This window comes from Stenotrophomonas sp. YJH_SMC_58 (assembly GCF_059369635.1).
The window spans coordinates 1-13,435 of sequence record NZ_JCAFSW010000020.1 but is presented as its reverse complement, the minus strand read 5'-3'; the positions used below and the strand labels follow the sequence as shown (position 1 = coordinate 13,435).

Here is a 13,435-nt window from a genome sequence, read left to right as displayed (position 1 = left end):
CGAGGGGTAGTGCCGGCCGCTGGCCGGCATTTCAGTCAGGCGGCGAGGGGTAGTGCCGGCCGCTGGCCGGCATTTCAGTCAGGCGGCGAGGGGTAGTGCCGGCCGCTGGCCGGCATTTCAGTCAGGCGGCGAGGGGGGGAGTGCCGGCCGCTGGCCGGCATTTCAGTCAGGCGGTAGTGCCGGCCGCTGGCCGGCATTCCACTGCCGGATCACGGCTTGTCGCGCACCAGCGCGTCGGCTTCAACCACGCCGCCATCCTTGCCATGCAGGTACAGGTGCATGTCCTGCTGCGGGTACGGGATGTTGATGCCGGCCTTGTCATAGCCCAGCTTCAGCTGCTCCAGCAGCGTGACCTTGGTGCCGAACCAGTCGGCCGACTTCACGTAGCAGCGGATGCCGAGGTTGATGGCGTGTGCGCCCAGCTCGTAGACCACCACGTCCGGTGCGGGGGTCTGCAGCACGCGCGGGTCGGCCTTCATCAGCGCCAGCGCGGTGTCGCGTGCCAGCTGGATGTTGTCCTCGTAGCCGATGCCGATCACCAGTTCGACGCGGCGTGTCGGTTCGGCGGTGAGGTTGATGATCGGTGCGGCGGTGATCAGCGTGTTCGGAATGGTGGTGTGCTGGTTGTCGGCGCCAGTCAGAACGGTCTGGAAGATGCGCACTTCGCGCACCGTGCCGGTCTGGCCGGCCACGGTGACCACATCGCCCACGCGGAACGGACGCAGCGTCACCAGCATCACGCCCGAGGCGATGTTGGACAGCGAATCCTTCAATGCCAGACCGACCGCCAGGCCAGCGGTGCCGAGCACGGCCAGCAGCGGGGTGATCTGCACGCCCAGCGTGCCGATGGCCAGCACCACCACGATCACCAGTGAGGCGGCGTACACCACATTGCGAAGGAAGCTGCCCAGCATCGGGTCCACACCCATGCGCGCAGTGGCGCGCGGCATTGCATTGGACAAGCGACGTGCCACCCACAGGCCCACCAGCAGCACCACGATCGCGGCCAGCAACGGCACGCCGTAGGTTTCCAGCAGGCGTTCCCAGTCGAGCGAGTGGAACCAGGGCGTTGCGGCGGGGGCGGCGGGTGCTGCTGCGGCGATCATGCGGAAGTCCTTTGCTGAGAAACGGTGTCTGCGTGGGGCAGGGCGTGCGTGCACGCCAGAAACACGAAGCCCCGCAGAGGCGGGGCTTGCATGCAGCAGCAGTATCGGCCGACGCCGATGAACACGACGTCAGCCTGTAGCCATCACGGCATCAGCCGTTGGCCTTCAGCTTGGCCAGGCGCAGCCAGGTATCGACCACGGTGTCCGGGTTCAGCGACACCGACTCGATGCCTTCCTGCATCAGCCATTCGGCCAGATCCGGGTGATCGGACGGACCCTGGCCGCAGATGCCAACGTACTTGCCCTTGGCACGTGCTGCCTTGATCGCCATCGACAGCAGCTTCTTCACTGCCGGGTTCCGCTCGTCGAACAGGTGCGCAACGATCGAAGAGTCGCGGTCCAGGCCCAGGCTCAGCTGGGTCAGGTCGTTGGAGCCGATCGAGAAGCCGTCGAAGATCTCCAGGAACTCATCGGCGAGCAGTGCGTTGGACGGCACTTCGCACATCATGATGATCTTCAGGCCGTTCTCGCCCTGCTTCAGGCCGTTCTGTTCCAGCACCTCGACGACCTTGCGGCCTTCTTCCAGGGTGCGCACGAACGGAATCATGACCCACAGGTTGTCCAGGCCCATTTCGTTGCGCACGCGCAGCACGGCCTTGCACTCCAGCGCGAAGGCGGCCGAGAAGCTCGGGTCGACGTAACGGCTGGCGCCGCGGAAGCCGATCATCGGGTTCTCTTCGTGCGGCTCGTAGTTGCTGCCGCCGATCAGGTTGGCGTACTCGTTGGACTTGAAGTCCGACAGGCGCACGATCACCGGGTTCGGTGCAACCGAGGCGGTGAGGGTGGCGATGCCTTCAGCCAGGCGGTCGACGTAGAAGCTGACCGGATCACCGTAGCCGGCGATCTTCTCGTCGATCTTCTTCTTGGTCGCCGCGTCCTGGCGGTCGTATTCCAGCAGCGCGTTCGGGTGGATGCCGATGTGGCTGGCGATGATCATTTCCAGGCGGGCCAGGCCGATGCCGGCGTTCGGCAGCTGGCCGAAGTCGAAGGCACGTTCCGGGTTGGCCACGTTCATCATGATCTTCAGCGGGGCCGGCGGCATGTTGCCCAGATCGGTGGTGGTGCGCTCGAAGCCGAGCTTGCCTTCGTAGATGAAGCCGGTATCGCCTTCAGCGCAGCTGACGGTGACCAGCTGGCCATCTTCAATGACCTTGGTGGCGTTGCCCGAACCGACCACGGCGGGCACGCCCAGCTCGCGCGCGATGATCGCGGCGTGGCAGGTGCGGCCACCACGGTTGGTGACGATGGCCGAAGCGCGCTTCATCACCGGTTCCCAGTCCGGGTCGGTCATGTCGGCGATCAGCACGTCGCCCGGCTGCACGCGGTTCATGTCGTCCAGCGTCTTGACCACGCGGGCCACGCCCGAACCGATCTTGGCGCCGACGGCGCGGCCTTCGGCCAGCACGTTGCCGCCCTTTTCGGTCAGCGCGAAGCGCTCGATCTGGGTGGCGTGGCTGCGCGACTTCACCGTTTCCGGGCGCGCCTGCACGATGAACAGCTTGCCGCTGACACCGTCCTTGGCCCACTCGATGTCCATCGGGCGGCCGTAGTGCTTTTCGATGACCAGCGCCTGCTTGGACAGTTCCTGCACGTCCTCGTCGCTGATCGAGAAGGTGTTGCGCAGTTCGACCGGGGTGTCCTCGATCTTCACGCGCTCACCGGGGACATCCGAATACACCATGCGGATCGCCTTGCTGCCGAGCGAGCGGCGCAGGATCGCCGGCTTGCCGGCCTGCAGGGTGGGCTTGTAGACGTAGTACTCGTCCGGATTGACCGCACCCTGCACGACCATTTCGCCCAGGCCGAACGAAGAGGTGACGAACACCACGTCGCGGAAGCCGGACTCGGTGTCCAGGGTGAACAGCACGCCGGAGGAACCGACGCCCGAGCGCACCATCAGCTGCACGCCGGCGGACAGGAACACGTCCTCATGCTTGAAGCCGTGGTGCACGCGGTAGGCGATGGCACGGTCGTTGTACAGCGAGGCGAACACTTCCTTGACCTTGTGCACGACATCGTCGGCACCGGTGACGTTGAGGAAGGTTTCCTGCTGGCCGGCGAAGGAGGCATCCGGCAGATCCTCGGCGGTGGCCGACGAACGCACGGCTACGGCCACGTCGCCGCCGCCGTTGTCGGCGCTCAGCTTGGCGTAGGCAGTGCGGATGTCCTGGTCCAGCTGCGGCTGCAGCGGCGCATCGATCACCCAGCTGCGGATTTCCTTGCCGGCGGCGGTCAGCGCGTTGACGTCCTCGACGTCCAGCGTGGCCAGCTTGTCGAAGATGCGCTTGGACAGGTCGTTGTGCGCGATGAAGTCCTTGAAGGCTTCAGCGGTGGTGGCATAACCGCCCGGCACCGAAACGCCCAGACCGGCCAGGTTGCCGATCATCTCGCCCAGGGACGAATTCTTGCCGCCTACGCGGGCCAGATCGGCCAGACGCAGTTCGTGCAACCACAGGATGTTCTCGTTCAAGCGCGATGCTCCGTTTGGCCATCGCCCGAGGCGGGCTGAGTGGCCGCGTCCGTAGGAAGAAGCCGATATGATGCCGGGCAGACCACTGTCGGCACAAGCTTGTGCTGGCGGCCTTTTTAAGCTTCGTAGGGGGTAAAAGCGCGCATGTCGACCATCCGCCCGGTGTTCTACGTTTCCGATGGAACCGGTATCACCGCTGAAACCATTGGGCATAGCCTGCTCACCCAGTTCTCCGGGTTCAGCTTCATTACCGACCGCATGTCGTTTGTCGACGACCCCGAAAAAGCGCGTGAAGCCTGTGCCCGGATCCAGGCGGCAGGGGAGCGGTACCAGGTCCGGCCGATCGTGGTGAACTCCTGCGTGGACCAGAGCCTGAGCCTGATCCTGGCCGACAGCGGGGCGCTGATGCTGGATGTGTTCGCGCCGTTCATCGAGCCGCTGGAGCGTGAACTGGCCAGCCCGCGCCTGGCCCGGGTCGGCCAGGCCCACGGCATGGTCGACTTCGACACCTACCACCGCCGCATCAACGCGATGAACTTCGCCCTGACCCACGATGACGGTATCGCGGTGAACTACGACGATGCCGACGTGATCCTGGTGGCGGTGTCGCGCGCCGGCAAGACGCCCACCTGCATCTACCTGGCCCTGCATTACGGCGTGCGTGCGGCCAACTACCCGCTGACCGACGAGGACCTGGAAAGCGATCGCCTGCCGCCACGCCTGCGCAATTACCGGCGCAAGCTGTTCGGCCTGACCATCGACCCGGACCGCCTGCAGCAGATCCGCCAGGAGCGCCGCCCGAACTCGCGCTACGCCAACCTGGAGACCTGCAAGCGCGAGGTGGCCGCGGCCGAGGTGATGTTCCAGATGGAGCGGATCCCGACGCTGAGCACCACCCATACCTCGATCGAGGAGATTTCCAGCAAGGTGCTGGCCACGCTGGGGCTGCAGCGCGAGTTGTATTGATTCCGGTGGAGCCGGTAGAGCCGGCCGCTGGCCGGCTGATCGATGGACCCTCGGCCGCGATATTGCGCTGCCGGCCAGCGGCCGGCACTACCCCAGGGCTTGGCTTGCGCATGTACGCCCCCACGTTGAAGCACCAACGTGTAGGATCGACCCATGGCCCGAGCCTTGCCCCGTACCGAACGCATTCCCCGCCTGAGCCGGTTGAGCTGGCTCATGGGCCTGTACGCGGAGAACTATCGCCATCTGGTGCGCCTGTTCGAACCGGCCGGACTGGTGGCGGGCAGCTACATCTCCTCGATCGGCGACGGCCTGGATGTGCGCCTGGACGTGATCGAATGCCACCGCTACACGGTGGAACTGCGCCTGACCTACGACCTGGCCGACCCGGTCACCGGTGAGCCGGACCCGTCGGCCTACGTCCGCCTGTACCGTGATGCGCGCCAGGCCGAGACCACCCATTGCTACGTCGGCCGCCGCTGGCAGGACACCATGGGCCTGTACCCGCCGCCGGCGGAACTGATCAGCCACCGCATGCGCATGAACACCTTCCTCGGCAAGTGGCTGGAATACCTCGCCGAGCGCGGCCACGGCGTGGCCACCCTGCGCCGCGATCCTGATGGCGCCACTGCGGCTGCCGAACGCCGCCTGTCGCTGGTGCGCTGATCGGCCATAATCCACGGCTGACCTGCCGCTGGATGCTGCCCATGCCGTACACCCCGATCGTCGCCACCCTGGGCTACGTGCTGTCGCCCGATCGTCGCCAGGTGCTGATGATCCACCGCAACACCCGGCCCGGTGACCACCACCTGGGCAAGTACAACGGGCTGGGCGGCAAGATCGAACCAACCGAAGACGTTGCGGCAGGCATGCGCCGCGAGATCGCCGAGGAAGCCGGCATCGACTGCACCGGCATGCGCCTGCGCGGCACCATCAGCTGGCCGGGTTTCGGCAAGCACGGCGAGGACTGGCTGGGCTTCGTGTTCGTCATCGACAGTTTCGAAGGCACCCCGCACGGCGGCAACCATGAAGGCACGCTGGAGTGGGTGGACCTGGACAAGCTGGACACGCTGCCGATGTGGGAGGGCGACCGCAACTTCCTGCCGCTGGTATTCGACGCCGACCCGCGCCCGTTCCACGGCGTGATGCCGTACCAGGACGGCCGCATGGTCAGCTGGTCCTACAGCCGGCTGTAAACCGGCGAATCGGGAGGGGGGCGATCTTTCGAGTGGGGATCAACCTTCCAGGTGGGTGCCAACCTTGGTTGGCACGCTCTTCCGGTTGATTAATGTCCGGGCAATATTGACGAACGCAAATTACCCGGGCAATATTCGTGCATCACCTCCGATGCCATTGCCATGCCTGCGTCCCGACTCCCTCCCTTCAGTTGCTTCGACGGCCACCGGCTGGTCGCCTCCGGTACCCCGGAAGTGGCTGCGCTGGCGCTGAAGCAGCTGCGTGCCGGCAACGCTGCCGGTCCGCTGCTTGTGTTCGACAACGCTACCGGCCGCACCCGTGATTTCGATACGCGCGGCAGTGACGCAGAACTGCTGGCGCGGGTCGTCGAAGCCTTTCCCGCCGCCGTCGAGGCGGATGCCGACGTTACTGCCGAAGAGGCGCCGGCAACTCCGCGTGGCCGCGGCCGCCCCAAGCTGGGCGTGGTCGCACGCGAAGTGACCCTGCTGCCGCGCCACTGGGCGTGGCTGGCCGAGCAGCCCGGCGGGGCCTCGGTAGTGCTGCGCAAGCTGGTGGAGGCGGCCAGCCGTGCTGGTGCCGACAAGGACCGGCAGCGCCGCCACAGCGAGCGTGCCTATCACTTCCTGCAGACCATCGCCGGAGACCTGCCGGGTTTCGAGGAGGCCATCCGCATGCTGTTCGCGCATGACCGGGCGGGCCTGGAAATGGCGTTGCGCAGCTGGCCCGAGGATGTGCGCAATCACGCCCTGCGCCTGGCCTTCGATGATTCTTCGGACCACGCAGACGGCTGAGCCACTGCGCCGTTGCTGAGCGGCGGCGCCACCTGATCGCGGGCCACGGCCGCCCGCTCCCTTTGCTTTGCTGGCGGAAACGCCGGGCAGGGCAGCGCCTTGCCCAGAGAACCCCATGGACACCCCCGCACATCCCATCCCCCCGGTCGCGCCGCCCCTCTGGCACACCTATCTGAACCTGCTGCTGCCGATGCTGCTGACCAACGCATTGCAGCTGGCCGCAGGCACGCTGGACAACATCTACCTCGGCCATCTGCTGGGTACGCAGGCGGTGGCCGCCGCCGCAGCGTTCTTCCCTGTCTTCTTCCTGCTGCTGGCCTTGGTAATGGGTCTGGCGACCGGTGCGACGGTGCTGATCGGCCAGGCCTGGGGAGCGGGCCGGCCGCAACAGGCTCGCGCGGTGGCCGGCAGTGCGGTGGCACTGATTCTGCTGTTGTCAGTGCTGGTGATGGCGGTCGGCGGCGGTTTCGCGCTACCGCTGCTGGCGGCACTGGGCACGCCCGCGCCGATCCTCGGCGAATCCATCGTCTATGCCCGTGTCCTGCTGCTGGCGGCACCGGCGTTCTTCCTGCTGTGGCTGGCCACTGCGGTGAGCCGTGCGGTGGGCGATGCCAAAACGCCGCTGCATGCGCTGCTGCTGGCCACGGTGGTCGGCCTGCTGTGCACGCCGCTGCTGATCCTGGGCTGGGCCGGCCTGCCGCAGCTGGGCGCGGCCAGTGCGGCAGTCTCGGCGGCGCTCGCCTCGCTGCTGGCCCTGGCCTGGCTGATGTGGCGGTGGCAGCGGATGGGGCACCCGTTGGCCCCGGGGCATGAGTTGCTGCAAGCCATCCGCTTTGATGGAGCGCTGATCCGTTCGATGCTGCGCATCGGCATACCGTCTTCGTTGCAGATGCTCAGCCTGGCCATTGCCGAAATCGTGCTGCTGGGCTGGATCAACCGCTATGGCTACACGGCCACGGCCGCCTACGGTGCGGTCAACCAGTTGATGAGCTGGGTGCAGCTGCCGGCGATGTCGCTGGGCATCACTGCCACCATCCTCGCGGCGCATGCGATGGGCGCGGGGCGTACGGCACGGCTGCCGGCCATCGCACGCACAGGCGTGCTGCTTGGACTGGCGATGCTGAGCGGGGTGGTGGTGCTGGTTGTGGCGCTGGCGCCCTGGCTGACCGGCCTGATCCTGGCGGCGACCGACGTGCGCGAACTGGCCGCGTTGCAGTTGCGCACCGTGGTGTGGGGCGTGCTGGCGATGGGAGGCAGTGCGGTGCTGGTCGGAGTGATGCGCGGCAGCGGCACGGTGCTGTTGCCGGCGTTGCTGGGCATGGCTGCCGTGTTGCTGCTGGAGCTGCCGTTGGCGATGTGGCTGCAATCCCGGCACGGTCTGGCCGGGCTGTGGTGGGCATGGCCGCTGGGGTTGCTGGCCATGCTGGTGATGCAGGTGTTCTGTTTCGCGCATTGGCGGCGCCGGGTGCAGGCTGGGTAGTGCCGGCCGCTGGCCGGCAATCCGCAATGGCCGGAGCAGCCGGCCAGCGGCCAGCACTACCACTTCAGCACCGCTGTGCCAGCAGCAGGTGGAAGTGTTTTTCGCGCGCCTGGCCATCATTGCCGGTCGCGGTTTCCCGGTGGCTGCGCCAGGCCGAGACGCGGAAGCCGGACACGCGCAGGGCCAGCTCCACCGCGTCCAGCTCATGCAGCTGGAAGTCGGCGGCGAATGGCAGGCTGCGCATGAAGCTGGCATCGCCGAAGGCCAGGCACAGGCGGCCGCCCCGGCGCAGCACCCGCGCCAGTTCGTCCAGCACCGGGGCCAGGTTCGGCCAGAAGTACAGGGTGTTGACCGCCAGCGCGGCATCCATCGCGGCATCGGCGACCGGCAGTGCATGGGCGTCGCCGTGTCGCATCGCCGCACGTTCGGCCACCCCGGCGTCGGCCAGCCGCTGGTTGCCGGCCTCGACCATGGCCGTGGACAGCTCGATGCCCAGATAGTGGCTGCCGGTGGCCTGCAGCATCAGTGGCGCGAAGGCCGCATTGCCCGGGCCGACCTCCAGGACCCGTTCGCCGGCACCGACGGCCAGCAGCCCGATTGCGGCCAGGTTGAGTGCGCCGTTGCTGTGGTTCATCGAGTCGGCCACCGCCAGCGCGGCCTCGCCGTGGGGCTGCCGCAGCTGTGCGGCCAGGGTGGGAGCATCCAGCATCATCATCGTCCGTTGCAGAGTTTCGGACGTGGCGGCGGCGGGTCCGCCGGTGACAATAGCGCCGACCTTGTGGCTTGGGAAGTAGGGAAACCCCGCTTCCGGGTGATGAGGAAATGTCCAGCGTCGCAGTCGGTGAGATCTGGTTGTCCACAGGGGGTGTGGATTACGCGTGGGCAACTTTGTGGATAAGCCGCGACAGGCGCCACCCCCCTAGGCTGTCAAGATGGGTGGCGAAAAATTCACCGCCGGTGAGGGCGGGTGAGGGAGCGGTGAAGGCGGGTCCTGCCAGTGCTGTCGCCAGCGGCGGCGCTCGCGGTAACCTGTGGGCCTTGATGCTCCGTGAGACCCCATGAAACGTCACTTCTCGATGCTGCGCGAATTCCAGCTGGCCGACTGGTTCACCCTGGCCAATGCTTTCTGCGGCACCGGTGCGGTCTTTGCCGCGATGCGCTTCCTGCAGGACGGCGAGCGCGGCTACCTGCTGTTCGGCATGGCGCTGATCCCGCTGGCCTTCATCTTCGACGCGCTCGACGGGCGCATCGCGCGCTGGCGCAAGTCCAGCTCCACCCTCGGCCGCGAGCTGGACTCGCTGTCCGACGTGATCTCCTTCGGCGTGGCGCCGGCGGCACTGGCCTATGCCTGCGGCATGCAGGGCGGCTGGGACTGGCTGGTGCTGAGCTACTTCGTCTGCTGCGGTGTCAGCCGCCTGGCACGCTACAACGTCACCGCCGAGGCGCTCGCCGGCGACGAGGGCAAGGTCACGTATTTCGAGGGCACCCCGATCCCGACCAGCCTGGTGCTGGTGATCGTACTGGCGATTGCCGCCGGTACCGATGCCATCGGCCAGAACATCTGGTTCGGCCAGTGGCAGATCGGCCCGTGGCAGCTGCACCCGATGGTGCTGCTGTTCGCCCTGTCCGGGTCGCTGATGATCAGCAAGACCCTGCGCATTCCCAAGCCATGAACCAGCCCTTCGGAGGCCTGCGATGACCAGCTCGGCCCACGACGCCGGCAGCAGCGATTTCGAAACGCTGGCGCGGCAGTACTTCGGTGCCTGGGGCGATGCGCTGCGCCACGCGAGCACGCCCGGTGCACCGGCCGGCGGCGACCCCGGCAGCTGGCAACGGCTGTTCGACTGGTGGAGCCAGCTGTTGCCCGAACAGGGGCAGGGTGCGCCGGAAGATGCCGTGCGCCGTTTCCGCGAACAGGCCGGCAGCTGGTACGGCACCATGCAGGAAGTGGCCGCGCGTTTCGCCGGCCGCGATGCCAGCAGCGCCGAGGTGGCCCATGCCTGGCGCGAGGCGGTGCAGGGGCAGGGCGATGGCATGCTGCAGTGGATGCTGCAGGGCGCCCGTGGCAGCACCCACGCCGGCGCCACCGTGCCCGACTTCGCCGCATGGCTGCAGCAGTTCCAGCTGCAGGCGGGCCCGTGGCTGCAGAGCCCGGCGTTCGGCCCCGGCCGCGAGCACCAGGCGCGCTGGCAGGCGCTGCTGCGGGCGCAGGAGGAGTACCAGCAGCATTCGCGCGCCTACGTTGATCAGATCAGGCAGGCGTTGGACGAGGCCTTCGCGTTGTTCGAGCAGCGTCTGGCCGAGCACGAACAGCCCGGCAGCCAGTTGACCAGCGCCCGCGCGATGTTCGACCTGTGGATCGAAGTGGCCGAGGAGGCCTACGCCAAGGTCGCCATGTCCGAACCGTTCCAGCAGGTGTACGCCTCGCTGGGCAACGCGCAGATGCGCCTGCGCGCCGGCCTGCAGCGCGAGGTGGAACAGATGAGTGAGCGTATCGGCCTGCCGACCCGCAGCGAGATGGACGCCGCGCATCGCCGTATTGCCGAACTGGAGCGCAGCCTTCGCCGCCTGCAGGCACAGGTGGCGGTGCTGGCGGGGACCGCCGCGGTCGATCCGGTGTCGCAGCCGGCACCGGCGAAGGTGAAGCCGGCCGCGCGCAAAGCCGCGAAGAAGGCCGCGCCGGCGAAGAAGGCGCCTGCAAAGAAGGTGTCTGCGAAGAAGGCTGCGTCTCGCGCTTCCACTCGGGCGCGTGACCGATGAAAGGACCGCTGGGCTTCAACGCCGATGACCTGATGCAGGAGACCCTTGCCATGCAGCGCAAGCTGATGGAAGGGCTGAAGCTGCTGCCGCAGGTGGAAGACGTGGACTATGGCGTGACCGCGCGCGAGGAAGTCTGGCGTGACGGCAAGGTGGTGCTGTACCGCTTCGTCGGCGAACAGGCACCGACCCGGCGCACGCCGCTGCTGATCGTCTACGCGCTGGTCAACCGGCCGTACATGGTCGACCTGCAGGCCGACCGTTCGCTGGTGCAGAAGCTGCTGGCGCTGGGCCAGGACGTGTACGTGCTGGACTGGGGCTACCCGGACCGGTCCGAACGCTTCCAGACCCTGGAGGACTACCTGCTGCGCTATATCGATGGTGCGGTGGACGCGCTGCGCACCCGCAGTGGCGGCCCGGTCGACCTGCTCGGCATCTGCCAGGGCGGGGTGTTCGCGCTGTGCTACGCCGCGCTGCGCCGGCAGAAGCTGGGCAAGCTGATCACCATGGTCACCCCGGTCGACTTCCAGACGGCTGACAACATGCTCTCGCATTGGGCGCGGCAGGTGGACGTGGACCTGCTGGTCGACACGCTGGGCAACATCCCGGCCGACCTGATGAATGCCAGTTACCTGATGCTCAAGCCATTCCGCCTGAACGTGCAGAAGTACGTCGGCCTGCTCGACATCCTCGATGACAAGGCCGCGCTGGAGGATTTCCTGCGCATGGAGAAGTGGATCTTCGATTCACCGGACCTGGCGGGCGAGGCGTTTCGCGATTTCATCAAGCAGTTCTACCAGGGCAATGGGCTGGTGAACGGCACGGTGCGGATCGGCGAGGAAGCGGTGGATCTGTCGCAGGTGACGCTGCCGGTGCTGAACATCTATGCCGAGCAGGACCATCTGGTGCCACCGGATGCCTCGCGCGCGATGCGCGGGCGTTTGGGCACGGACGACTACACCGAGTCCAGTTTCCGTGGTGGGCATATTGGTATCTACGTTTCCGGCCGCGCGCAGCGCGAAGTACCGGCCACGATCGATGGCTGGTTGAAGGCGCGCGATCTGTAGAGTCGAGCCATGCTCGACTGACTTGGGGGTGATGATGTACCGGATTTTGTTGATTCTTGCGGCACTGCTGACAGCACCACTTGCCCACGCCGCACCCAGTACGGATGCACGCCGGGAGATCGCCCAGCTGATCGCCAGCCTGGATGGCTCCCAATGCCGTTTCCAGCGCAATGGCAGCTGGTACGACGGCAGCGACGCGCGCGCGCACCTGCAGCGCAAGTACGATTACCTGCTGAAAAAGGGCATGGTGGACAGCGCCGAGCAGTTCATCGAGCGCGCTGCCAGCCAGAGCAGCATGAGTGGCAAACCCTACCGCATCCAGTGTCCGGGGCAGCCTGAACAGACCGCAGCCGCCTGGTTCGGCGCACGCCTGCAGGCCCTGCGCCACCGCACGCCGTAGACATGGGGGCGGTGTAGAGTCGAGCCATGTTCGACTGCCTTGTCCGTTTCCCGGAGCTGCCGCCATGAACACCACGCCCAAAACGCTGTCGCGTTCATTGAACGACCGCATGATTGCCGGCGTGATGGGCGGCATTGCCCATCGCTTCGGCTGGAATGCGACCCTGCTGCGGGTGATCTACGTGCTGGTTTCGCTGGCCTCCGCCGCCTTCCCTGGCATCCTGGTCTACCTGATCCTGTGGCTCCTGATCCCCAACGAGGCCGATTGAAGACTGGAGCAACGCCCTGGCCGATCTGGCTGCGCGCGCTGCAGGTGCTGGGCGCGGTGTGGACGTCACCCAATTCCCTGCTCGGCGTGATCGGCGGCCTGGCTGGCATGCTTGGCGGCGCGACATTGCGCTGGAGCGGGCGTGACTGCGCGCTGGTGTTCGACCACTGGCCGTGGGGGCCAGGCGGGGCGATCACTCTGGGGAACGTGATCCTGCATACCGGCCATGACCTGGGCATTTCCTGCCGCACCTATGCGCATCAGGCAGGGTGGGGCGTGGAGCCGCTGATCCGGCTGGATGATCACGAACGGGCGCACGTGTACCAGTACATGGTGCTGGGCCCGCTGTACCTGCCGGTGTACCTGCTGTGCGGCGGGGTGAGTGCGCGCAATCCGTTCGAACGGGCGGCCGATCATTTCGCCCGGTTCGGGCGTGGCTGGTGGCCGTAGTTTCCAGCCAACGGCGCAGCCCCTCGTGGGTGGTCGCGGAATGCGTTTCATGCGATTGGGCCAGGCGGGGTGGGTTCGCGGGACACGCCGTAAACCCGTCCCTGGGGGCTCGATGGCGCCTTGCTCGTGTGCGCAGTCCTGCGCACACGGCAAGACCGGGGTTGGGCGTCCTGCCCAACCCGCCCGAGGCATGCCTCGGGCCCATGGCGCCAACGGTCCCGCGAACCCACCCCGCCCGGCCCCTGACAGTTTCCGTGCGCGTCCAGCCACGGAGAAGAAATAGAACAGCAGAAGCGGGTCGCGCGCTTCGCTTGCTCGCGAGCGGGGCATGGCTTGGCTTGGCTTGGCTTGGCTCTACAGGAAGCAACAAATCAGCCGGCCAAGCTGTTTTTGCTTTTGATCTTCTTTTTTCTTTTCCGTGGGGGGG

At 66.8% G+C, this 13,435-nt stretch carries 14 protein-coding genes; 11 read left to right on the top strand and 3 right to left on the bottom strand.

All coding sequences use genetic code 11. The features are described 5' to 3' along the window. Positions 1 to 209: 209 nt before the first annotated feature. Together AC5P68_RS17755 and ppsA are read right to left on the bottom strand one after the other, a co-directional pair. Positions 210 to 1,106: a mechanosensitive ion channel family protein gene (locus tag AC5P68_RS17755; RefSeq protein WP_005410099.1), complete on the bottom strand. Its 897-nt coding sequence runs from the start codon at positions 1,104 to 1,106 to the stop codon at positions 210 to 212. Between the two features lie 151 nt (positions 1,107 to 1,257). Beyond that, a complete protein-coding gene (gene ppsA, locus AC5P68_RS17750; RefSeq protein WP_111193439.1) occupies positions 1,258 to 3,636 on the bottom strand; it encodes a phosphoenolpyruvate synthase in 2,379 nt (792 codons plus the stop codon). Positions 3,637 to 3,780: 144 nt separating this feature from the next. On the opposite strand from ppsA, the gene ppsR reads away from it, so the two are divergent. The 5 genes from ppsR (at position 3,781) to AC5P68_RS17725 (ending at position 8,067) form a co-directional block, all read left to right on the top strand. After that, entirely contained in the window at positions 3,781 to 4,602 is an 822-nt protein-coding gene (gene ppsR, locus AC5P68_RS17745; RefSeq protein WP_005410097.1) for a posphoenolpyruvate synthetase regulatory kinase/phosphorylase PpsR, read from the top strand. Between the two features lie 153 nt (positions 4,603 to 4,755). Beyond that, positions 4,756 to 5,265 carry a DUF1249 domain-containing protein gene (locus AC5P68_RS17740; RefSeq protein ID WP_032966899.1) on the top strand — a complete coding sequence of 170 codons (510 nt, stop codon included), beginning with the start codon at positions 4,756 to 4,758 and terminating at the stop codon, positions 5,263 to 5,265. A 41-nt stretch (positions 5,266 to 5,306) separates the two neighbouring features. Then, positions 5,307 to 5,795: an NUDIX hydrolase gene (locus AC5P68_RS17735; protein ID WP_005413820.1), complete on the top strand. Its 489-nt coding sequence runs from the start codon at positions 5,307 to 5,309 to the stop codon at positions 5,793 to 5,795. A gap of 162 nt (positions 5,796 to 5,957) precedes the next feature. Beyond that, on the top strand, positions 5,958 to 6,587 hold the full coding sequence (locus AC5P68_RS17730) for a DUF2239 family protein (RefSeq protein ID WP_231522403.1): 630 nt from the start codon (positions 5,958 to 5,960) through the stop codon (positions 6,585 to 6,587). A gap of 115 nt (positions 6,588 to 6,702) precedes the next feature. Next, the gene (locus AC5P68_RS17725) at positions 6,703 to 8,067 is read left to right on the top strand and encodes an MATE family efflux transporter (RefSeq protein WP_231522402.1); all 1,365 of its coding nucleotides are present in this window, start codon (positions 6,703 to 6,705) and stop codon (positions 8,065 to 8,067) included. Between the two features lie 64 nt (positions 8,068 to 8,131). Here AC5P68_RS17725 and AC5P68_RS17720 read toward each other — a convergent pair whose 3' ends face one another. After that, entirely contained in the window at positions 8,132 to 8,782 is a 651-nt protein-coding gene (locus AC5P68_RS17720) for a class I SAM-dependent methyltransferase (RefSeq protein ID WP_231522401.1), read from the bottom strand. Between the two features lie 343 nt (positions 8,783 to 9,125). Here AC5P68_RS17720 and AC5P68_RS17715 point away from each other — a divergent pair, with 343 nt between their 5' ends. The 6 genes from AC5P68_RS17715 (at position 9,126) to AC5P68_RS17690 (ending at position 13,008) form a co-directional block, all read left to right on the top strand. Continuing rightward, a complete protein-coding gene (locus AC5P68_RS17715) occupies positions 9,126 to 9,740 on the top strand; it encodes a CDP-alcohol phosphatidyltransferase family protein (RefSeq protein ID WP_014647547.1) in 615 nt (204 codons plus the stop codon). A 22-nt stretch (positions 9,741 to 9,762) separates the two neighbouring features. Continuing rightward, positions 9,763 to 10,827, top strand: a complete 1,065-nt coding sequence (gene phaE / locus AC5P68_RS17710) for a class III poly(R)-hydroxyalkanoic acid synthase subunit PhaE (RefSeq protein ID WP_231522400.1) — start codon at positions 9,763 to 9,765, stop codon at positions 10,825 to 10,827. After that, positions 10,824 to 11,891 (top strand): class III poly(R)-hydroxyalkanoic acid synthase subunit PhaC, encoded by a 1,068-nt coding sequence (gene phaC / locus AC5P68_RS17705; RefSeq protein ID WP_033833144.1) that lies wholly within the window; start codon positions 10,824 to 10,826, stop codon positions 11,889 to 11,891. The genes phaE and phaC overlap by 4 nt, the downstream gene beginning before the upstream one ends. A 31-nt stretch (positions 11,892 to 11,922) precedes the next feature. Continuing rightward, positions 11,923 to 12,291, top strand: coding sequence for a YfeK family protein (locus AC5P68_RS17700; RefSeq protein WP_005413813.1), 369 nt, complete (start codon positions 11,923 to 11,925; stop codon positions 12,289 to 12,291). 64 nt (positions 12,292 to 12,355) lie between these two features. After that, a complete protein-coding gene (locus AC5P68_RS17695) occupies positions 12,356 to 12,559 on the top strand; it encodes a PspC domain-containing protein (RefSeq protein WP_005410087.1) in 204 nt (67 codons plus the stop codon). Next, entirely contained in the window at positions 12,556 to 13,008 is a 453-nt protein-coding gene (locus tag AC5P68_RS17690) for a hypothetical protein (protein ID WP_033833143.1), read from the top strand. The genes AC5P68_RS17695 and AC5P68_RS17690 overlap by 4 nt, the downstream gene beginning before the upstream one ends. Positions 13,009 to 13,435: the final 427 nt, after the last annotated feature.

Coding starts and splice junctions, on each gene's coding strand:
- phaC (WP_033833144.1), top strand. CDS start 10,824: ATGAAAGGACCGCTGGGCTTCAACGCCGATGACCTGATGCAGGAGACC.
- AC5P68_RS17730 (WP_231522403.1), top strand. CDS start 5,958: ATGCCTGCGTCCCGACTCCCTCCCTTCAGTTGCTTCGACGGCCACCGG.
- ppsR (WP_005410097.1), top strand. CDS start 3,781: ATGTCGACCATCCGCCCGGTGTTCTACGTTTCCGATGGAACCGGTATC.
- AC5P68_RS17725 (WP_231522402.1), top strand. CDS start 6,703: ATGGACACCCCCGCACATCCCATCCCCCCGGTCGCGCCGCCCCTCTGG.
- AC5P68_RS17715 (WP_014647547.1), top strand. CDS start 9,126: ATGAAACGTCACTTCTCGATGCTGCGCGAATTCCAGCTGGCCGACTGG.
- AC5P68_RS17755 (WP_005410099.1), bottom strand. CDS start 1,106: ATGATCGCCGCAGCAGCACCCGCCGCCCCCGCCGCAACGCCCTGGTTC.
- AC5P68_RS17740 (WP_032966899.1), top strand. CDS start 4,756: ATGGCCCGAGCCTTGCCCCGTACCGAACGCATTCCCCGCCTGAGCCGG.
- AC5P68_RS17700 (WP_005413813.1), top strand. CDS start 11,923: ATGATGTACCGGATTTTGTTGATTCTTGCGGCACTGCTGACAGCACCA.
- AC5P68_RS17720 (WP_231522401.1), bottom strand. CDS start 8,782: ATGATGATGCTGGATGCTCCCACCCTGGCCGCACAGCTGCGGCAGCCC.
- AC5P68_RS17735 (WP_005413820.1), top strand. CDS start 5,307: ATGCCGTACACCCCGATCGTCGCCACCCTGGGCTACGTGCTGTCGCCC.
- AC5P68_RS17695 (WP_005410087.1), top strand. CDS start 12,356: ATGAACACCACGCCCAAAACGCTGTCGCGTTCATTGAACGACCGCATG.
- phaE (WP_231522400.1), top strand. CDS start 9,763: ATGACCAGCTCGGCCCACGACGCCGGCAGCAGCGATTTCGAAACGCTG.